A 19,522-nucleotide genomic window follows, 5' to 3' on the forward strand; every position below is an offset into this window, starting at 1 on the left:
CGGGCGGCGGCGCCCCCGCCCCGGACCCGCCGCCGGGGGCCGCGCCGCCCGCCCGCGTCCTGTCCCGCTACGAGACCGCCGCGCCCGGCAACGCCATCGACCGCGACTGCGGCTACAGCGCCCCGCTGCCCGGACGGCCCGGCCGCAGCCTGTGGCTGTTCTGCGACTCGGTGTGGACGGGTACCCGCCCCGGGATGTGGCTGGGCGCCACCGCCGCGACCGGCCCCGCCGTCCCCGGCCGCGTGCCCGCCGCACTCACCGAGCTCCCCACCCCCTCCGGCCCCGCCGCCCCGCCGGGCCCGGCGGTGAGCGGGCGGGCGGACGGGCCGCCGCAGGGGCTGCTCAGCCGGCCGCCCGGCCTCGTCCTGCCCGGCGGGCGGCCCTGCCACGTCCCCGGCGCCGCCTACGGCGCCTCCTGGGTGTCGGGCGCCGCGCGCCCGCCCGGCACGGGCGCCCTGCTGATCACCTACACCGACGTGTGCGTCACCGCCGGATCCATCAGCACACAGGGCTTCGGCATGGTCGAGTACCGGCCCGCCCGCAACGCCCTCACCGGCCTCGCCAGGCCCTTCACCGCGCCCGGCGGGCTGCCGTTCCAGCAGAACCTCGGCTCGCCCGTCTTCGCCGGCGGGCACCTGTACCTGTTCGCCGCCGTCTGCGACCTCCACGGGTTCGGCGCCTGCTCCGGCGGCCGCGTCACCCTCGCCCGCGTCCGCGCCGACCCCGCCGCCCGCCGCGACCCGGCCGCCTACCGGTACCGGACGGCCGCCGGCTGGACCCGCGACGCGTTCGCGGCGGCGACCGTCGTGCCGGGCGCCGCCCCCTACGCCGTGCACGTCGCCGACTACTCCCGCCTGGGCAAGGGCCTGGTCATGGTCGAGCAGCGCGGACTGGACGGCGGATACCGCCTCTGGCGCGCCTCCGCGCCCGAAGGCCCGTGGCGTCCCGCCGGGCGCGGCACCGTCGGCTGCACGGGCGGGGCGGGCCTGGACCAGTGCCGCGCCCTCATCGGCCACCCCGGGCTGTCGACGCGCGCCGAGCTGCTGCTGTCCTACTACGACCCGGGCGACGACCACGTCCGGGTGCGCGCCGTCCCCTGGTGACCCGGGGTCAGGTGCTCCACAGGCGGCGCTTGCGGTAGCGGGGCTCCCACGCCACCCGGTTGCGGTCGCGCACCGGGCCGGGCAGCGCCGTCAGGAACCGGCTGCGCTGCACCGGCGCGATCCCGTCCACGACCCAGGGCACGAACAGCGGCGCGCCAGCCGCGCAGCGGCCCTGCGCGTCGGCGGCCAGCGCCTCCCACTCCCGCCGCCCCAGCACCGACTCCGCCAGCGGCAGCGCCGTCGCCTCCTCGTTGCGCAGGTGCGCCTCCAGCGCGTCCCGCAGATCCCGCACGGCGGCGACGCCGTCGCCGCCGCTCGCCAGCGCCGCGTCCACCCCGGCGACCGGCGGCCCGAGGCGGGCGTGCTCGGCGCGCATCTCCGCCAGCACCGCCAGGTCCGCCGGGCGGCCGGCGACCGCGCGCTCCACCCGCGGCCACAGCAGCCGGTCCTCCAGGTGGTGGTGCATGCGCAGCTGGTCCTTGAAGTTGTCCCAGCCCGCGCGCACGTGCGCGGCCCCGCCCTTGCCCGCCGCCACCGCCGCCGCGAGCCGGTCCAGGTCCCGGCGGAACGCGTCGTGGACGGCGTACAGGAGGGTGTGGCACGCGGCGGCGCGCGGCCGGACCACGAAAGTGTCCATGCACATATGAGGGTTCCGGCGCCCGCGGATGTGACGTCCCCGGGCCCCGGAGAGACGCACCTCACACCGGGGCCGCCTTGGCCAGGACCTCCAGGTAGTGCGGGTTGGTCATCACGCCGAGCACGTTGCCGAACGGGTCGGTCACCGACGCGGTCGCGAACCCCGTCCCCTCGCCCCGCTCGGTGGGCTTCTCGTGCTCGCGGGCGCCCATCGCCAGCAGCCGCGCCACCGCCGCCTCCAGGTCGTCCACGTGCCAATAGGCGATCACCCCGCCCGGCGCCCCGCCCGGCGCCCGGCCCGGTGCAGCGGCCGGGCCGCCGGGGCGGAACCGGGCGTCGATCAGGCCCAGCTCGTGCTCGTAGTCCCCGACCCGGAACTCGTAGTAGGCGGCCCGGCCGCCCGGCCCCGGGACGCTGAAGTAGGGCGCGACGCCCAGCAGCTCGGCGTACCAGTCCTTGGCGGCCTCCAGGTCGTCGGCCCACAGGCTGATGGTGGCCAATCCGCGCAGCATGGCTCCTCCGTTTCGGCGAGGCGCGGGCTGTCCGGCCTCGGCACCGACGCTAGACCGCCATTAGGTCGCCTAATGTCCTAAAAGCGCGGCAAGATGGGGGTCGTGCGCGATCCGTCCGGGCGGCTGCTCCGCCTGCTGTCCCTGCTGCAGACGCCCCGCGAGTGGCAGGGCGGCGAGCTCGCCGAGCGGCTCGGCGTCACCGCCCGCACCGTCCGCCGCGACATCGACCGGCTCCGCGAGCTCGGCTACCCCGTGCACGCCACCCGCGGCGGCGCCGGCGGCTACCGGCTCACCGCCGGGACCGCGATGCCGCCGCTGCTGCTGGACGACGACGAGGCCACCGCCATCGCCATCGGCCTGCGCACCGCCGCCGCCGGCGCCGTCACCGGCATCGAGGACACCTCGCTGCGCGCCCTCGCCAAGATCGAGCAGGTCCTCCCCCACCGGCTGCGGCCCCGCGTCGCCGCGCTCACCGAGGCCGCCGTCTCCCTGCCCCCGCCGGACGCCGCCCCGCCCGCCGCCGACCCCGGCGTCCTGGCCCTGCTCGCCGCCGCGTGCGTCACCCGCGAACACGTCCGCTTCACCTACACCGCCGCCGGCGGCGAGCAGACCCGGCGGCTGGCGCAGCCGCACCGGCTCGTCGCCGCCGGGCGCCGCTGGTACCTGGTCGCCCACGACGAGGACCGCGCCGCCTGGCGCACCTTCCGCGCCGACCGCATCACCGGCCCGCACCGCACCGGCGTGCGCGGCCCCGCACGCGAGCTGCCCGGCGGCGCCGACGCCGCCTCCTGGGCGATGGACGCCCTCGCCGGCGGATCCGGGACGATCCGGGCGCGGCTGCTGCTGCACGCCCCCATCGCCGAGGCCGCCGGGCAGGTCACCGCCTGGCACGGCGTCCTGGAACCCGCCGGCGCGGACGCCTGCCTGCTGCACACCCGCTCGGACTCGCTGCGGTTCCTGGCCCACCGCATCGCCCTGCTGCCCGTCGACTACACCCTGCTGGACCCGCCCGAACTGGCCCCGCACCTGGCCGCGATCGCCGACCGCGCCGCCCGCGCCGTGCAGGACTTCCCGCGCTGACCCGGCCGCGCCGGCCGCGCCCGGCCGCGATCGCGGTGACGCTAGTCCAGGGAGGTGTCGCCCAGCGACTCCAGCAGCGTGCGCAGCGCCCCGGCCAGCCGCTCGCGCTCGGCCGGGTCCAGCCCGGCCAGCAGCCGCTGCTCGTTGGCGGCGTGCAGGACGACCACCTCGTCCACGACCTTCAGCCCGCGCGGCGTCAGCCGGATCCGCACCGACCGGCGGTCGCCGGGGTCGCGGACCCGCTCGACCAGCCCCTTGGCCTCCAGCCGGTCGATCCGGTTGGTGATCGCGCCCGAGGTGACCATCGCGGCCTTCAGCAGCGCCCCCGCCGTCAGCTCGTAGGGCGCGCCGTGCCGGCGCAGCGTCGCCAGCACGTCGAACTCCCAGCTCTCCAGCCCGTGCGCCGCGAAGAAGCTCTTCAGCTCCCTGCCCAGCAGCAGCTGCGCCCGCGAGATCCGCCCGATGACGCCCATCGCGGACACGTCGACGTCCGGCCGCTCCCGCGCCCACTGCGCCAGGATCGCGTCCACCGCGTCCGCCATCGCCCCTCCCGGCAATCTCAACGTTGAGATTATCGACCACGCCCTACCCGCCGCGCCCCCGCAACACCGCACCAGAGCGCGGAACCCGCAAGCCGTCGCGGCAGGCGCGCAGCAGCGGGCGCCGGATCTCACGGCGCCCGCCGACCCGCCCGTGGTCCGCGGTGTCGCCGCGCAGGGACACGGGCCTTGGAGCGGCGCGGCCCGCCTGGATGTCAGGAGGCGGCGGGGTCCGGGTGCGGCCGCGCAGGGGCGCCGCCGGGCCGGCGGGCCGTCGCCGCCACCGTCATCGCGATGATCGCCACGCGGAAGACCAGCGACAGGACGCTGCCCTCGGGTCCGTACGCGCCGCCGGTCAGCCACTGCGCGCCCTCGGTGACCGGACCCAGCAGAGCCCCGCTGAAGGACGTCTCGTCGCTGACCGGGAAACCGGCCACCGGCCCCTGGACGAAGTTCCACGCGAAATGCACGCCCACCCCCATCCAGATGCGGCCGGTGCGCAGGAATGCCACCCCGTACATGACGCCGCCGAGCGCGTTGCTCAACACCGAGATGACGGTGGCGTCGGGGCTGCCGGTGAGGTGGACGAGCCCGAACACCGCGGCCGCGGCCGCCAGCGCCACGGCGGGACGCCCGGTCAGCCGCGCCAGGCCGCCCAGCATCAGCGCCCGGTACACGATCTCCTCGCCCACGGCCGCCACCGCCAGCACCGCGGTGGCGTAGGCCAGCTTCGCCGCGTCCAGCCGCACGTCGTGGAACGCGGTGGAGGTGAGCGCCACGACGGCGGCCACGGTCGCCGCCATGCCCGCCGACCCGATCGCCAGCCCGGCCGCCAGGTCCCGTCCCGTCCCGCCGCGCACCCCGAGACCCAGCGGGACGCCCCGCCGCACCCGGCCGTGCAGCGCGGCCAGCGCGCTCACCGCCAGCACGATCAGGAACAGGACGCTGATCGCGGTATCGGTACTCATGGCACTCCTCTGGCCCTTCTCGATGGGGCTCGGCCCCGCGGCGCCCTCAACTGTGCGCCGCCGGCACGCCCCCGGACCATGCGGCCCACCCCCGTCCAGACGGCGGGCCAACCCCCTGGACACCCGGCCCCGCGGCGTCTGCGAGCCGCGCGGCATGAACCTTCTCCGGCCATGCCGACCGCTCCCGTTTCGGACGGTGCACCCCCCGCTCGGCCCCCTGCTCGGCGCCGTCCCGGACGCCTTCGGAGCGGGCGCTTTGTGCGGCGGCGCCTGCGCGCGGCGCGCTGACCAGCGGCGGATTCCAGACGCGCGGCGCGGTGACGGGCGGGCGGCTGGTTCCGCTCATGTCCGGCTCGCCCGGCCGGACCGGCGCCGTGATCGGGTCGTTTTGTCCTGGTCGTGTGGCACGATCTCAGAGATGAGCAGCAGATCGGACGAGGCGCAGCACCTGCGCGACCTCGCGCGGCTGCGCCGGGTCCGGGACCGGATCGACCGCGAGTACGCCCAGCCGCTCGACGTGGAGGCGCTGGCCCGCGGAGCGCACATGTCCGCCGGGCACCTCAGCCGCCAGTTCCGCCGCGCCTACGGCGAATCGCCCTACGGCTACCTGATGACCCGGCGCATCGAGCGGGCGATGGCGCTGCTGCGGCGCGGCGACCTCACCGTCACCGAGGTGTGCTTCGCGGTCGGCTGCGCGTCCCTGGGGACCTTCAGCACCCGGTTCACCGAGCTGGTCGGCATGCCGCCCGGCGCGTACCGCCGCCAGGCCGCCGGGGCCGCGTCCGACGTGCCCTCGTGCGTGGCCAAGCAGGCGACCCGGCCGGTCAGGAATCGAGAAGCGCCCGCCGGCCTGCGGTGACTAGCGTGGCCGCCCATGGGCACCGCCCCGCGCCCGGCCGCGGAGTGCGGCCGATCCGCAGGCCCGGGGCGGACCGGGCCGCATCGGGCCGGGCGGCGGCACAGACCGCGACACAGACCGCAACACAGACCTCGACGCAGACCTCGACGCAGACCTCGACGCAGATGGAGACACGATGAGCATGGCCACGGGGACCGACGCGCGGGCGGCCGCGCCGCACCCCGCCGACAGCCACGACCTGATCCGCGTGCACGGGGCGCGCGAGAACAACCTCAAGGACGTCAGCATCGAGATACCGAAGCGCCGGCTGACGGTGTTCACCGGCGTCTCCGGGTCGGGCAAGAGCTCGCTGGTGTTCAACACGATCGCGGCGGAGTCGCAGCGGCTGATCAACGAGACCTACAGCGCGTTCGTGCAGGGGTTCATGCCGACGCTGGCGCGGCCCGAGGTCGACGTCCTCGAAGGGCTCACCACCGCGATCATCGTCGACCAGCAGCGGATGGGATCCGACCCCCGCTCCACCGTCGGCACCGCCACCGACGCCAACGCGATGCTGCGCATCCTGTTCAGCCGCCTCGGCAAGCCCTACATCGGCCCCGCCAAGGCGTTCTCGTTCAACGTCGCCTCCATCAGCGGCGCCGGCGCGGTCACGGTCGAACGCGGCGGCAAGACCGTGAAGGAGAAGCGCACCTTCAGCATCACCGGCGGCATGTGCCCGCGGTGCGAGGGGCGCGGCGCGGTCACCGACTTCGACGTCACCGCGCTCTACGACGACTCCAAGTCGCTGCGCGAGGGCGCGCTCACCATCCCCGGCTACAGCATGGACGGCTGGTACGGCCGCATCTTCATGGGCTCGGGCTTCCTGGACCCCGACAAGCCGATCCGCGAGTACAGCGACACCGAGCTGCACGACCTGCTCCACAAGGAGGCCACCAAGATCAAGGTCGAGGGCATCAACGTCACCTACGAGGGGCTGATCCCGCGGATCCGCAAGTCGTTCCTGTCCAAGGACCGGGAGGCGATGCAGCCGCACATCCGCGCGTTCGTGGACCGGGCGATCACCTTCACCTCCTGCCCCGACTGCGGCGGCACCCGGCTCACCGAGGCGGCCCGCTCCTCCAAGATCAAGGGGATCAGCATCGCCGACGCCTGCGCGATGCAGATCAGCGACCTGGCCGAGTGGGTCCGGGAGCTGGAGGAGCCGTCCCTGGCGCCGCTGCTGGCGACGCTGCAGCACACCCTGGACTCGTTCGTGGAGATCGGCCTCGGCTACCTCAGCCTGGAGCGCCCGTCCGGGACGCTGTCGGGCGGCGAGGCGCAGCGCACCAAGATGATCCGCCACCTGGGGTCGTCGCTCACCGACGTCACCTACGTCTTCGACGAGCCGACGATCGGGCTGCACCCCCACGACATCCAGCGGATGAACCGCATGCTGCTGCAGCTGCGCGACAAGGGAAACACCGTCCTGGTCGTCGAGCACAAGCCGGAGGTGATCGCGGTCGCCGACCACGTCGTCGACCTCGGCCCGCTCGCCGGCACCGCCGGCGGCGAGGTGGTGTTCGAGGGCACCGTGCAGGGGCTGCGCGCCAGCGGCACCCTCACCGGGCGGCACCTGGACGACCGCGCCTCCCTCAAACCGTCGGTGCGGACGCCGTCCGGGGCCCTGGAAGTGCGCGGAGCCGCCACCCACAACCTGCGGGACGTCGACGTCGACATCCCCCTCGGCGTCCTGGTCGTCATCACCGGCGTCGCCGGGTCGGGCAAGAGCTCGCTGATCAACGGGTCGGTGGCCGGCCGGGACGGGGTGGTGACGGTCGACCAGGCCCCGATCAAGGGGTCGCGGCGCAGCAACCCGGCCACCTACACCGGTCTGCTGGACCCGATCCGCAAGGCGTTCGCCAAGGCCAACGGGGTCAAGCCGGCGCTGTTCAGCCCCAACTCCGAGGGCGCCTGCCCCGTCTGCAAAGGCGCCGGCGTCGTCTACACCGACCTGGCGATGATGGCCGGGGTCGCCACCACCTGCGAGGAGTGCGAGGGCAAGCGGTTCCAGGCGGCGGTGCTGGAGCACCGCCTCGGCGGCCGCGACATCAGCGAGGTCCTGGCGATGCCGGTGACCGAGGCCGAGGAGTTCTTCGGCGCCGGCGACGCCCGGATCCCGGCCGCCCACAAGATCCTGCGGCGCATGTCGGACGTCGGGCTCGGCTACCTGCGGCTCGGGCAGCCGCTGACCACGCTGTCCGGCGGCGAGCGGCAGCGGCTGAAGCTGGCCACCCACATGGGCGACAAGGGCGGCGTCTACGTCCTGGACGAGCCGACCACCGGCCTGCACCTCGCCGACGTCGAGCAGCTGCTGGGCCTGCTGGACCGGCTCGTCGACGCCGGCAAGTCGGTGATCGTCATCGAGCACCACCAGGCGGTCATGGCGCACGCCGACTGGATCATCGACCTCGGCCCCGGCGCCGGCCACGACGGCGGCCGCATCGTGTTCGAGGGCACGCCCGCCGACCTGGTCGCCGCCCGCTCCACCCTCACCGGCCGGCACCTGGCGGACTACGTCGCGCCCTGACCGCCGGGCGGCGCCGGGAACGGCAGCCTGTCCACGGCGCCGCGGCGGCGGCGCCCGGGGCGCCGGTCGTAGCGGGCCGTGGTGGCCGGGGACGCGTGCCCGACCAGCTGCTGGACGGTCGCCAGGTCCACGCCCTGGTCCAGCAGGTCGCCGATGAACGTGCGGCGGAAGTCGTGCGGGGTCACCGGCGGCAGCGACGCCTCCTTGCGCCGCTTGACCACCGCGTTGCGGACGGCGGCGTCGGTCATCGGCCGGTGCTGGACCGCGCCCGACCGGTGCACCGGCTTGAACAGCGGACCCGACGGGCGGTCGTCGGCGGCGAGCCACGCGGCCAGCAGCGCCGCCGCGCCCTCGTGGACGTACTCCAGCCGCTGCCTGCCGCCCTTGCCGGTGATCCGCAGCGACCGCTCGCCCGGGTCGTAGTCCTCGCGGCGCAGCGCGGCGACCTCGGCGCGCCGCGCCCCGGTGGTGTACAGGACGGCCAGCAGCGCGGCGTCGCGGGCGCCGGCCGGGGACCGGTCCGCGGCGCAGGCCGCCAGCATGGCGGCGAACTCGGCGGCGTGGACGCTGCGCCCGGCGGGCAGCCGCGTCCCGCGGAAGTTGCGCACCGCCGCGGCCCGCTGGTAGTCGTCGGTGGACATCTGCCCCAGCCGCCACGCCGTCCGCAGGACGCCGCGCAGCGCCGACAGGTGCAGGTTGCGGTAGGACGGCGACCACGGGACCGGTTCCCCGTCCGGGCCGTCCACCGTCTGGCGGCCGATCAGCCCCCGCAGCCCGGCCGTGTGCTCGGCGCGCAGCTCCGCCCAGGGGAACCGCTCCCCCGGCGAGTCGCCCGGCTCGCGTCCGGACGCGGTGTGGAACATCGCGGCGAGCCGATGCAGGCAAGCGCTCATGGCCCGCCGCGACCGGGGACTCTCCAACTCCGCGAGATACACCAGAAACGGATTGGCTCCCGCGGCCGGTGCGCGCTCACCGGCGCCCCCTCGCCCTGGTGCAGGCCGCCCACCCGCAGACCCCGCCTCCGGCGCCGGCCCCTCGACCAGCGGCCCCTCGACCACCCCGCCCGCCCGCTCCCCCGCAACCGCCCCAACCGCCCCAGCCGTCCCAGCCGCCTGCGCCTGTGGCTGGAACTGCGCCTCACGCTGCGGCCCGGACTCCGCCGCCGCCCCGGGTTCCAGCTGAGGCCCGGACTCGTCCATGAACCGCAGCGGGTCGCCGCCCCTCGCCGGGACGTCCCGAGCCGGCTCGGAGCCCGCACCCTCCCAGGGGGCGACGCCGTCCGGACGTCCATGCAGGTCGGTGCGCGGCGGTGCGCCGGCGGGGGTCGGCGGGAGATCGTCCATGCGGGGCAGCCTAACCCAGCTGACTTCTGAGAACGAACATTGTCGTCAGTCAGCGCGCCACGTTTTCCAGAGCTTCTTATTTTCTGGAAATAGAAATCCAGAAAATGTAGGATGCTCGTGTGACGACGACCGAAGAGACGGCGCCCGCCGCCGAACGGGCCTGCCGGTACTGCGGCAGGCCCGTCCCCCAGCGAGAAGGACGCGGACGGCCGCGCGAGTACTGCCCCGAGGGCGACTGCCAGGCCCGCGCCAAGCGCGAGCGGGAGCTGCGTCGCGGCGCACCCGGCCTGGAGGGCGCCCTCGCCCGCGCCGAGGACCTGTACGAACGCATGGAGCAGGGCCTCGCCGCGGCCCTCGCCCCCCTCGCCCAGGCCCTGGACTCCGAGCTTTCCCCGCGCGGCGTCGAGGCGCGGATCAGCGCCGTCCGCGCCGAGGCGCAGTCGGCCGTCGCCGCCGCGCTGGCCGGGCGCGAGGACGCCGAGGCGCGCGCCGTCCGGGCCGAGCAGGCCGCGGAGAAGGCCCGCGAACGGGCCCGCGCCGACCGGCGGCGCGCCGAGCAGGCCGAACTGGAACGCGACGAGGCCCTGCGGGACGCCGAACACGCCCGGTCCGAGGCCGCCGCCGCGGTGCAGAGCGCGCAGGACGAAGCCGAACAGGCGATCGCGGCGGCCCGCGCCGAAGCGGACCGGCTCGTCCACCAGGCACGCCTGGAAGCCGAACGCGTCGCCGAGGCCGCCCGCGCCGAAGCCGAGCGCGCCCGCCTCGACGCCCAGGACGCCAGGTCCCGGGCGGCCGAGGCCGGACGCGCCGCCGACACCGCCCGCCGCGAGGCCGACCAGGCCAGGGCCCAGGCGGCCGAGGCCCGCAAGGCCCGTGAAGACGGCGACCGCCTCCGCGCGGCCGAAGAAGCGCGCGCCCAGGCCGCCGAGCGGGAACGCGACCGCGCCGACCACCGCTACCGCCTCGCCCAGCGCGCCCGCACCGAGGCGCTCACCGCGCTGGAGGCCGCCCGGTCCGACAACGAGCTGCAGCGCCAGGCCGCCGACTTCGCCCGCGAACAGGCCGCGGCCGCCCAGAACGAGGCCGAGGGCCTGCGCGCCGAACTGGAGACCCTGCGCGGCCAGATCGCCGAGGTGCGCCTCGACCTGCGCGCCGAGCAGGCGCGCTCGGCCGAACTGGCCCGCGAACGCGACGCCGCCCGCGCCGAGGCCACCGCCCAGCGCGAACGCGCCGTCACCGCCGAGCTGGCCGCCCGAACCGCGAAAGGCTCCTGACACGCCCCCGGGGTGACACCACGCCCGGGGTGACACCGCCTCCCGAGCCGGCAGACCCCACCAGGGCACAGAGCACGGCGTCATCTAGGCCCGCGCTGGTCGCGGCCGGCGGGAAGGGCTGGTGAGAAGCGGTCTCCCGCCACCTGCAGGCGGCTCGTGGACGAGTCGCCGGCTGTCGGCCGGTGCCTTCTCTGGAGCGGGTGGGCGATCTCGGTGAGCGCGGCCGTCGTCAGCGCGCGGCCGGGCGCGTCCGACAGCCTCGCCGGGATCGTGCAGCAGGCGCGCGAATGCCGGAGCGGCGCTGCAACTGCCCGGCCGGGTGCGTACGCCGAGCGGACCCGCGGCGCATGACCCCGCGTACCACTCGGCCTTGAGGGGCCGCGGTGCGACCACGGTTGGAAGGCGGGACCGCGAGATGCGGATCGCGGTGCTGGGCACGGGCGAGATGGGGCGCGGGCGGAGGCCCGGGGGCGCCCCGGCCCGTGCAGCGCCGCGAAAACCTGTTGGGAGGTCAGGGCCGCCGCTGCTACCTTGCCGGGGGCCGTGCCAGGCAACGAGGAGGTGGTACCCGTGAACGCAGTATCGACGTGGGTGCTCCCCTCTGGGGTCACGGTCGGGCCATAGGTCGTCCGGGAGCGCCGTTCACAGCACTCCCGAAAGGCACGACCATGCAGTTCACCTCCGAGCAACGCCTCGACGACGGCGTCCTCGAACGCGAATTCACCCTCGGCGAGGTCCCCGGCATCCTGTGGACGCCCGCGTCCGGACCGGCGCCGCTGATCCTCATCGGCCACCCCGGCGGACTGCGCACGATGTACCCGCGCCTGGTCGCCCGGGCCCGGCAGTGCGCGGCGGACGGCTTCGCCGCGGCCACCATCGAACTCCCCGGCAGCGGTGACCGGCCCCGCTCGGCCGCCGCCGAGCAGGCCCGCGCCGACCTGCGCCGCGCGTTGGAGGCAGGCGAGCCGGTCAGGGACGACATCGTGGACCGGCTCGTCCTCCCGCTGGTCGACAAGGCGGTCCCCGAATGGCAGGCCGCCCTGGACGCCCTTCTCGCGCTGCCCGGGATCACCGGCCCGGTCGGATACTCGGGAGGAGTGATCTCCATCGGGATCCGGCTGGCCGTGGTCGAGCCGCGCATCCGAGCCGCCCTTCTGTTCGCCGGGAGCTTCGTGCCCCGCGCCATGTTCGAGGAGGCCCGCCGGGTCACCATTCCGCTGCACGTCCTGCTGCAGTGGGACGACGAGGGCAACGACCAGCAGGCGGCCCTGGACCTGTTCGACGCCTTCGGCTCCAGGGAGAAGACGCTGAACGTCAACATGGGCGGGCACACCGGCGTTCCCGCGGCCGCGGGAGACGCCGCGGCCCGGTTCTTCAACCGGCACCTGAGCTAGCCGCCGCCACGCCCGCCGTCCGGCCAGGCGGCACCCCTCGCCGGGCCGCCGCCATCGAGACCAGGCCCCGGCCTCCTCGATGGCGGCGGCCGTCGCCGCGCCGGTCCGCGGGGCGCCGGCGAGCGGCGACCGGATCCGGCCAACCACCGACCACGCATCCGGCCGAGGTCTCCGCGCAGGACGAACGGCAGGCGGCTGGATCCACCGTGGCGGCAGTCGGCCCTGTGTCCCCCGCGGCCCCCTCGATCAGGTGGGTGTCGAGGTGGGTGATGCCCGCCGGGTCATCGAGACGTGCAGCCGGAATACGGCAGAAAGGGGCCGCGGGCTGATCGCTGCTGGTCGGGGTGCCTGGCGTCGTGTTGGTGGCGGTGTCGGGGCTACGGGTGACCCTGATCGATCGGACTGCGTATCCGGCGTTCGCGAGGGTGGTCTCGGCGCGGGAGCTGGCGGAGCCGTTCACGCCGACCGAGGCCGAGATCGACTGGGCGCGCGGCCGCACCTCCAGGATGAACGTCATCTGCTCACCCTGGCGGTGTGGCTGAAGTCTTACCGGCGGCTCGGCAACAACTACCTGCCACTGCTGGACCAGCACTACCGCTCGCGTACCCGATGCGGACGTGCCCGGCCGGCTGGTCGCGGGCGGCCGCGGGGCGCGGCAGTTCGACCCATGCCGTGCCGGGCTCGCGGATGGCCGGGGTCGGCGCGTTGAGGGCCTTGGCCGGCGCCGGGCGCCGCCCCGCGGTCGGGTTCGCTGCTTCGGGCAGGGAGGTCAGGGCGGTCCGAGTACGTCCGGGGTGATCAGGGCGCGGGCGGTGGCGGCGAAATAGTCCTCGGGGGCGGTGCCGGCCAGGCCGAGGATGACGCCCTGGCTCAGGCCGACCAGGAGCGCCCGCAGCGCCGTGGCCAGGCGTCGCGCCTGCCGCGGTGTGAGTGCGGTCCCGTGGTGGAGCCTGCCGGACAGCAGCGCGGACAGGCGTTCTTCGTGTGCCCGGACGGAGGCGGCGAGCCTGGGCGCGAGTTCGGGGTCACGCAGGGCCAGGTCCTGCAGGCTGATCTCGAACGACAGGTGGCGCAGCGCGTCGGGGTCGTCGCACAGGCGGCGGTAGTGGCGCGCGAAGACCTCCACCGCCTCGATGAGGCCCATGCCGGCGGGGACGGCGTTCTCGATGCCGTCGTAGTGGGGACCGAGGTAGTCGGTGACCAGGGCGACGAGCAGTCCGTTCTTGCTGCCGAACAGCGAGTAGATCGCGCCGGTGGTCAGTCCGGCCTGCTCGGCGATCTCCTCCAGCTTGGCCCGGTGGCCGTCGCGCGCGACGATCAGGCGCGCGGCGTCCAGCAGGGCCCGCCGGTTGCGCTCCTTGGCCTCGACCCTGGTCATTCTCATAATCCTATTATTACAGTAATCCCGTGATGAATGTTGCCGAGTGCATGAGCCGCGTCCCCGGCTGCGCGGCGTTCCCGTGCGCTGCGGCGGTCGAGGCCACGTTCCCCTGGCCGGTGAACGTGCTCGGTATGTCCACGGGCGGCTCGACAGCCCTCCAACTCGCCGCCGACCTGACCCGGCCACCGCTGATCACCGCGCGCCGACCTGCCGCAGAGCGGCTGACAGGCGCACAGAACACCCGAAAGGAGCATGACCATGGACATCACCACCGCAATCGCGGCCGAACGCCGGGAACTGGCGGCGATGCTGGACAGCCTGGCGCCCGCCCAGTGGGACGCACCGACCTTGTGCGCCGGATGGCGCGTACGAGAAGTCGCGGCTCATATGTCGATGGGATTCCGCTTCGCGATGCCCAGGATGGTGCTCGAACTCCTCAAGGCGCGGGGCGACATCAACCGGATGGCGGATCGGCGGGCCCGCCAGGACGCGGCCACCCTGTCGCCGGCCGAGCTGGTCAGCGCGATCCGCGACAACGCAGACCATCCCTGGAAACCACCGATCGGCGGCATCACCGCCGCCCTGGGCCACGATGTGATCCACGGCCTGGACATCACCGTCGCCCTCGGTGTCGACCGCCGCGTCCCGCAAGAGCGCTTGCGCCTCCTCCTCGAGCACGTCACTCCCCGAACCCTCAAATTCTTCGGAGCCGATCTCGACGGCGTCCAACTGCGCGCCGACGACCTGGACTGGTCCTTCGGCGCCGGCACGCCCCTGACCGGCAGCGCCCAGGACCTCCTGCTGGTCGCCTACGGCCGCAAGCTCCCACCGGGACACCTCCACGGCACGGCACGGGATCGATACATCGCCGCGTGAACCGCTACGCCCCGGCTCAGCGGATCGCAAGTCGACACCACCTCGGCGGAACCGGGGTGACGGTCGGCCAACACTCGGCAGAAGCGCACGCCCGGGCTCCGATCGTGGTCGCCCCCTGCGCGGCGCCGTGCCCGACTCCCACCCACTCACCCGAGGCGAAGCGATCGATGTCACCGGCCTGCACGGTCAGCGCCGGATCACCGGCACCGGCCAGGAACGGGTCATGGGCGTGCGGCCTGGACTGGACGAACGACCCCACATCGCCCACACCGCCCGCGACTGGTTCGCCGAACTCCCTCGTCGCCGCCCACTCCGGCATCACCACCGTCCCGCCGCCCTCACCCCGCCGTGCCCCCAGGAGTGCGCGTCCATCCCGTCCGTCCGAGGCGGCCCCGCCGGCCAACGACGGCGTCCTGCCCGCCCACCTCCCTGGCCCACTCCCACGACCTACCGCCCGCCTCGCCGACGCCCTCCGCCGCGGGACGAACAGCAGGCGCCGGATCCGCCGTGGCGGCGGTCAGCCCTGTGTCCTGTCGATCAGGTGGGTGTCGGGGGTAGGTGGTGGCCGGCCGGGTCATCGAGGGGGCAGCGGGAACGGCTCCTGGTCCGCCGGCTGGGAGCGCCGGGGGCCGGCCGAAAGGCGCAGCCCCGGGATCAGGACGGCTCCCACCAGCAGGTGCATGCCCGCCAGGACGGCCAGCGAGGAGGTGTCGGCGGCGCTGCCGAGGGGGCCGAGCAGCGACAACGCCAACACGGCCAGGGCGGTGAACGTCCAGATGCGGCGGGGGCGGCCGGCGACGCGCTCCAGGAGGGCGAGCAGTGCCCAGGCCGCCAGTCCCGCGAGGAGACTCGCGGCGGCGACCGCGGCCGCGCCGACCTCGCGGGTCTGGCCGCCGGTCTCCGCGGACGGGTGGAGCCCGGCGACCGGGCCGGTCAGCATCCACAGCAGCAGGGCGGCAAGGGCGGCGGCGGCGACGGTCAGCGCCCGCCGAGTCCGAGAGGACTGGGTCCGAGTGGACATGTGCTTCTCCGTTCGTTCGGCTTGTGTCCGGTCAGCGTCGCCGGTGCGGCGGGGCCGCCGCATCGGGCGAGGGGCGGTGGCCGGTCCGTCCCGGGGAGGGGCGGGCACCGACTTTGGTCGGTGTCGGCGCCGGAGGGCCGCGGCTAGCCTTTGGCCGGTGAACGAGGTGACGTTCGGCCAGGTGGACGCCGTCCCGGGCGGGAAGCGCAGGCTCGCCGGCGCGGTGGTCCTGCTCGCGGTGTCGGGCGTGCTGATCGCGGTGACGGTCTGGGGCCGGGCGCAGGCGGGCGGCGAGCTGACCCTGGACATCGCGGTGGGGGCGGCGGGCTGGCTGCTGTCGCCGCTGCTGCTGTGGCGCCCGGTCCCGGCCGCGCTGGCGCTGAGCGTGCTGGCGGCGCTGTCGCCGGCGGCGACGCCGGTGTCGAGCATGGGGGTGCTGCACGTCGCGCAGCGGCGCCCGTTCCCGGTCGCGGCGGCCGCCGGCGCGGCGGGGATCGCGGCGCACGTCGTGCAGGGGCTGTGGCAGCCGAGCCGCGGCATCTCGTTCGGGTGGTGGCTGCTGCTGATCGCGCTCGGGTACGGGGCGCTGGTCGGCTGGGGCGCGCTGATCCGGGCGCGCCGCGCGCTGCTGATGTCGCTGCGCGAGCGCGCCCGCCGCGCCGAGGCCGAGCAGGGCCGCCGGGTCGCCGAGGCGAGGATGGCGGAGCGGACGCGGATCGCCCGGGAGATGCACGACGTGCTGGCGCACCGGCTGTCGCTGCTGGCGACCTACGCGGGCGCGCTGGAGTACCGTCCGGACGCGCCGCCCGAGCGGCTGTCGCAGGCCGCCGGGGTGGTCCGCGCCGGCGTGCACCAGGCGCTGGAGGAGCTGCGGGAGGTGATCCTGCTGCTGCGCGCCGAGGACGGCGCCGAGGACGGCGACCGGCCGCAGCCCGCGCTGGGCGACGTGCCCCGGCTGGTGGCGGAGTCGCGCGCCGCGGGCGCGGCAGTGGAGCTGCGCGACGAGGTGGCCGGCGCCGCGGACGTCCCGCCGCTGGCCGGGCGGACCGCGTACCGGGTGGTGCAGGAGGCGCTGACCAACGCCCGCAAGCACGCCGCGGGCCGTCCCGTGCGGGTGGTGCTGGAGGGCCGGGCGGGCGACGGGCTGGTCGTCGACGTCCGCAACGGGCTGCGGGAGGACGCCGGGCACGCCCCGCCGCCGGGCAGCGGCACGGGGCTGGTGGGGCTGACCGAGCGGGTCCGGCTGGCCGGGGGGCGGCTCGACCACGAGGCCGCGGCGGGCGAGTTCCGGCTGCGCGCATGGCTACCATGGCCGGCGTGACCCGCCCCCTGCGCGTGCTGATCGTGGACGACGACGCCCTCGTCCGCGCCGGGCTGTCGATGATGCTGGACGGCACGGGCGGCATCACGGTGGCCGGCGAGGCCGCCGACGGCGACGAAGTGCCCGCGGCCGCCGACGCGCACGCGCCCGACGTGGTGCTGATGGACCTGCGGATGCCGCGCGTGGACGGCATCACCGCGACCCGCCGCCTCCGCGCCCGCGCCAGCCCGCCCGAGGTCATCGTGCTGACGACGTTCGACTCCGACGAGAACATCCTGCACGCGCTGCGCGCCGGGGCCAGCGGGTTCCTGCTCAAGGACACCCCGCCGGCGCAGATCGTCGACGCCGTCCGCAGGGTGGCCGCCGGGGACCCGATGCTGTCGCCGCGCATCACCCGCCGCCTCATGGACCGCGCGGCGACCGAGGCCGGCGCCCACCAGCGGGCCCGCGCGGCGCTGGCGCGGCTCAGCCCGCGCGAGAACGAGGTGGTCCTGGCGATCGCGCGGGGGCGGTCCAACGCCGACATCGCCGCGGAGCTGTTCATGAGCGTGGCGACCGTCAAGGCGCACGTGTCCAGCGTGCTGACCAAGCTCGACCTGGACAACCGCACCCAGATCGCGCTGCTGGCCCACGACGCCGGCCTCGCCTGACCGCCGCCGGGGCGATCCCCCGCCCCCGCGTCGCCGGACGAAGCGGGGGCGGCGCCGAAGGCGAGCGCGGCCGCGGCGCCTGCCTGCCAGACGCCGGACCGAAGCGGCGCCGGTGCTCTGCGCGTCCCAGAGCGAGCCCGGCGAGAAGCCGGGCGAGGCGGACGGGAGCGTGACCGTCTGGACGACGGCGAGCCGACCGCGACGGCCCGCATCGACGCGGATCAGAACCTGATCGCCATCCGGCCGCGGCGCGCCGGCGTCCCGGCCGCCGGCCACGGCCTGGTGCGAGATGCTCGGCGCCCCCGTCCCCCGCTTTGATCGCGGCGCTCAGCTGCGCCGTTCGCTGCGGGGAGGGTCTGCGGCGCGGCCCCCCGCACCGCCCGGCGCCCCGGCCTGGGGCGGCGGGGCGGTGAGGATGCCCGCCCGGGCGGCGGCGCAGGCCGCCGCGGCGGCGCGGTCCGCGGCGGCCTCGTCGACCGGTTCCCCGGTGATGAACGCGCGGTGGTACAGGGGGGCGACGGCGGCGCGGACGACCTCGGCCGGGTCGGTCCCGGCGGGGACCTCGCCGCGCGCGGCGGCGCGTTCGACGGCGGCGGCGGCCTGCTCGTGGCGGCGCGCGTAGAAGTCGTGCAGGGCGCGGGCGGCGGCGGGGCTGTGCGCGGCGGCCAGCACGAACGCGCGGGTGAGGGGGCCCTGCGCGGGGTCGGTGAGGCCGGTCAGCACGAGCCGGGCGAGGGCCCGCAGGTCGCCGGCGAGGGTGCCGGTGTCGGGGACGGGCCACGGTTCGGCGGCGGCGCGGGCGAGGGCGTCGGCGATGAGGCCGTCGGCGCCGCCCCAGCGCCGGTAGACGGTGGTCCTGTGGACGCCGGAGCGGGCGGCGACGCCCTCGACGGTGAGCTCCCGGTAGCCGTGCTCGGACAGCTCGGCGAGGGTCGCCTCCCGGACGGCGTCGCGCACCCGCGCGGTGCGGCCGCCGGGGCGGACGCTCCCGGGCCCCGCGCCGGTCACGGGCGCGGCCCGCGGGTGCCGGTCGGATCTCACGGCCCCGATCCTAAAGCAACACTCGTTGCGTTAACGCCGCCGCCGGCCGGTGGCCACACCTGCGGCAAGAGGAGGGGCGAATCATGCGGCAGGGTTCGCACCCCGCGATCAGGGAGCACGCGGTCTCCGACACGGGCGCGGGCTGATGCTTCGAGCCGCGCCGAAACGTCCCGGCTCCACGGTGGAGGAATGAACTCCACGACACCCGCCGCAGGACAGGCCGCGACCGGCACGCCGGGACCCGTGCCGCGCCGCGGCGCGATGCTGGCGATCCTGTGCGCCGGGATGTTCCTGGTGCTGCTGGACGTGACGATCGTCAACGTCGCGCTCCCCGGCATCGGCCGCGCCCTGGGCACCGGCCTGCCCGGCCTGCAGGGCGTCGTGGACGGCTACGCGGTCGCGATCGCCGGGCTGCTGCTCGGCGGCGGCGCCCTCGGCGACCGGATGGGGCACCGCCGCGTCACCGTCGCCGGGCTCGCCCTGTTCGGGGCCGCGTCGCTGGCGTGCGGGGCGGCGCCCGGCGCCGGGCCGCTGGTCGCGGCGCGGGTCGCGCAGGGCGCGGGCGCCGCGCTGCTGCTGCCCGGCGGCCTGGCGCTGATCACCCTGCTCTACCCGGGGCGCGCCGAGCAGGCGCGGGCGCTGGGGCTCTGGGCGGGCGTCTCCTCCACGGCGCTGCCGGCGGGGCCGCTGCTGGGCGGGCTGCTGGTCGACACGGCCGGGTGGCGGTGGATCTTCCTGCTGAACGTCCCGATCGCGGCGGCCGCGGTCGCGGGGGTCCTCGCGGTCGTCCGGGAGCCGCGGCGGCAGCGGCGGGACGCGCCGCTGGACCGCGCCGGGACGGCGCTGGCGCCGCTGGTCCTCGGCTTCGTGCTCTGGGGCGCCTACGCGCGCAAGAAGGCCCGGCTGATCACCGGCCCGCAGCACACCGTGATCGAGTCGGCGCACCCGAGCCCGCTGA

The 19,522-nt window shown here is 75.8% G+C and carries 19 protein-coding genes; 10 read left to right on the forward strand and 9 right to left on the reverse strand.

The features are described 5' to 3' along the window. Positions 1-1,103, forward strand: a 1,103-nt coding sequence (locus ABTW95_RS34475; protein WP_500228493.1) for a glycoside hydrolase family 183 protein, incomplete at its 5' end; no start/stop codon positions are given. A 7-nt stretch (positions 1,104-1,110) separates the two neighbouring features. Here ABTW95_RS34475 and ABTW95_RS34480 read toward each other — a convergent pair. Continuing rightward, entirely contained in the window at positions 1,111-1,740 is a 630-nt protein-coding gene (locus ABTW95_RS34480) for a hemerythrin domain-containing protein (RefSeq protein WP_500228494.1), read from the reverse strand. A gap of 61 nt (positions 1,741-1,801) precedes the next feature. After that, a complete protein-coding gene (locus ABTW95_RS34485; RefSeq protein ID WP_500228495.1) occupies positions 1,802-2,251 on the reverse strand; it encodes a VOC family protein in 450 nt (149 codons plus the stop codon). 102 nt (positions 2,252-2,353) lie between these two features. On the opposite strand from ABTW95_RS34485, the gene ABTW95_RS34490 reads away from it, so the two are divergent. Beyond that, positions 2,354-3,331 carry a helix-turn-helix transcriptional regulator gene (locus ABTW95_RS34490; RefSeq protein WP_500228496.1) on the forward strand — a complete coding sequence of 326 codons (978 nt, stop codon included), beginning with the start codon at positions 2,354-2,356 and terminating at the stop codon, positions 3,329-3,331. Between the two features lie 41 nt (positions 3,332-3,372). On the opposite strand, the gene ABTW95_RS34495 is transcribed toward ABTW95_RS34490, so the two are convergent. Continuing rightward, complete coding sequence (locus ABTW95_RS34495) at positions 3,373-3,873, reverse strand: MarR family winged helix-turn-helix transcriptional regulator (protein WP_396452388.1); 501 nt, start codon at positions 3,871-3,873, stop codon at positions 3,373-3,375. A gap of 212 nt (positions 3,874-4,085) precedes the next feature. Next, positions 4,086-4,838 carry a CPBP family intramembrane glutamic endopeptidase gene (locus tag ABTW95_RS34500; RefSeq protein WP_500228497.1) on the reverse strand — a complete coding sequence of 251 codons (753 nt, stop codon included), beginning with the start codon at positions 4,836-4,838 and terminating at the stop codon, positions 4,086-4,088. A gap of 418 nt (positions 4,839-5,256) precedes the next feature. On the opposite strand from ABTW95_RS34500, the gene ABTW95_RS34505 reads away from it, so the two are divergent. Then, positions 5,257-5,697, forward strand: coding sequence for a helix-turn-helix transcriptional regulator (locus ABTW95_RS34505; RefSeq protein WP_396452392.1), 441 nt, complete (start codon positions 5,257-5,259; stop codon positions 5,695-5,697). Between the two features lie 175 nt (positions 5,698-5,872). Then, positions 5,873-8,263 carry an ATP-binding cassette domain-containing protein gene (locus ABTW95_RS34510; protein WP_500228498.1) on the forward strand — a complete coding sequence of 797 codons (2,391 nt, stop codon included), beginning with the start codon at positions 5,873-5,875 and terminating at the stop codon, positions 8,261-8,263. On the opposite strand, the gene ABTW95_RS34515 is transcribed toward ABTW95_RS34510, so the two are convergent. Next, a complete protein-coding gene (locus ABTW95_RS34515) occupies positions 8,248-9,156 on the reverse strand; it encodes a tyrosine-type recombinase/integrase (protein WP_500228499.1) in 909 nt (302 codons plus the stop codon). The two genes, ABTW95_RS34510 and ABTW95_RS34515, sit on opposite strands and share 16 nt — an antisense overlap. A gap of 569 nt (positions 9,157-9,725) precedes the next feature. On the opposite strand from ABTW95_RS34515, the gene ABTW95_RS34520 reads away from it, so the two are divergent. Together ABTW95_RS34520 and ABTW95_RS34525 are read left to right on the forward strand one after the other, a co-directional pair. Next, positions 9,726-10,880, forward strand: a complete 1,155-nt coding sequence (locus ABTW95_RS34520; RefSeq protein WP_500228500.1) for a hypothetical protein — start codon at positions 9,726-9,728, stop codon at positions 10,878-10,880. Positions 10,881-11,548: 668 nt separating this feature from the next. Further along, the gene (locus ABTW95_RS34525) at positions 11,549-12,274 is read left to right on the forward strand and encodes a dienelactone hydrolase family protein (protein ID WP_500228501.1); all 726 of its coding nucleotides are present in this window, start codon (positions 11,549-11,551) and stop codon (positions 12,272-12,274) included. On the opposite strand, the gene ABTW95_RS34530 is transcribed toward ABTW95_RS34525, so the two are convergent. Together ABTW95_RS34530 and ABTW95_RS34535 are read right to left on the reverse strand one after the other, a co-directional pair. Next, a complete protein-coding gene (locus ABTW95_RS34530; RefSeq protein WP_396455044.1) occupies positions 12,255-12,791 on the reverse strand; it encodes a hypothetical protein in 537 nt (178 codons plus the stop codon). The genes ABTW95_RS34525 and ABTW95_RS34530 overlap by 20 nt on opposite strands. A gap of 252 nt (positions 12,792-13,043) precedes the next feature. Then, a complete protein-coding gene (locus tag ABTW95_RS34535) occupies positions 13,044-13,652 on the reverse strand; it encodes a TetR/AcrR family transcriptional regulator (protein WP_396455045.1) in 609 nt (202 codons plus the stop codon). 261 nt (positions 13,653-13,913) lie between these two features. On the opposite strand from ABTW95_RS34535, the gene ABTW95_RS34540 reads away from it, so the two are divergent. Next, positions 13,914-14,531, forward strand: a complete 618-nt coding sequence (locus ABTW95_RS34540) for a maleylpyruvate isomerase family mycothiol-dependent enzyme (RefSeq protein WP_396455046.1) — start codon at positions 13,914-13,916, stop codon at positions 14,529-14,531. Positions 14,532-15,105: 574 nt separating this feature from the next. Here ABTW95_RS34540 and ABTW95_RS34545 read toward each other — a convergent pair. Then, entirely contained in the window at positions 15,106-15,552 is a 447-nt protein-coding gene (locus ABTW95_RS34545; protein WP_396454793.1) for a DUF6069 family protein, read from the reverse strand. A 157-nt stretch (positions 15,553-15,709) separates the two neighbouring features. Between ABTW95_RS34545 and ABTW95_RS34550 the strand changes: the two genes are divergently transcribed. Together ABTW95_RS34550 and ABTW95_RS34555 are read left to right on the forward strand one after the other, a co-directional pair. Next, entirely contained in the window at positions 15,710-16,873 is a 1,164-nt protein-coding gene (locus ABTW95_RS34550; RefSeq protein ID WP_396454794.1) for a sensor histidine kinase, read from the forward strand. Further along, a complete protein-coding gene (locus tag ABTW95_RS34555) occupies positions 16,861-17,523 on the forward strand; it encodes a response regulator (protein ID WP_500228504.1) in 663 nt (220 codons plus the stop codon). Before ABTW95_RS34550 ends, ABTW95_RS34555 begins: the two co-directional genes overlap by 13 nt. A gap of 327 nt (positions 17,524-17,850) precedes the next feature. Here the strand turns inward: ABTW95_RS34555 and ABTW95_RS34560 are convergent, their stop codons facing one another. Further along, a complete protein-coding gene (locus tag ABTW95_RS34560; RefSeq protein ID WP_500228502.1) occupies positions 17,851-18,564 on the reverse strand; it encodes a TetR/AcrR family transcriptional regulator in 714 nt (237 codons plus the stop codon). 189 nt (positions 18,565-18,753) lie between these two features. Between ABTW95_RS34560 and ABTW95_RS34565 the strand changes: the two genes are divergently transcribed. Further along, the coding region (locus tag ABTW95_RS34565; protein WP_500228503.1) for an MFS transporter at positions 18,754-19,522 on the forward strand (769 nt) is incomplete at its 3' end.

The sequence above is a fragment of the Spirillospora sp. NPDC127506 genome, from assembly GCF_040302145.1.
GTDB lineage: Bacteria > Actinomycetota > Actinomycetes > Streptosporangiales > Streptosporangiaceae > Spirillospora.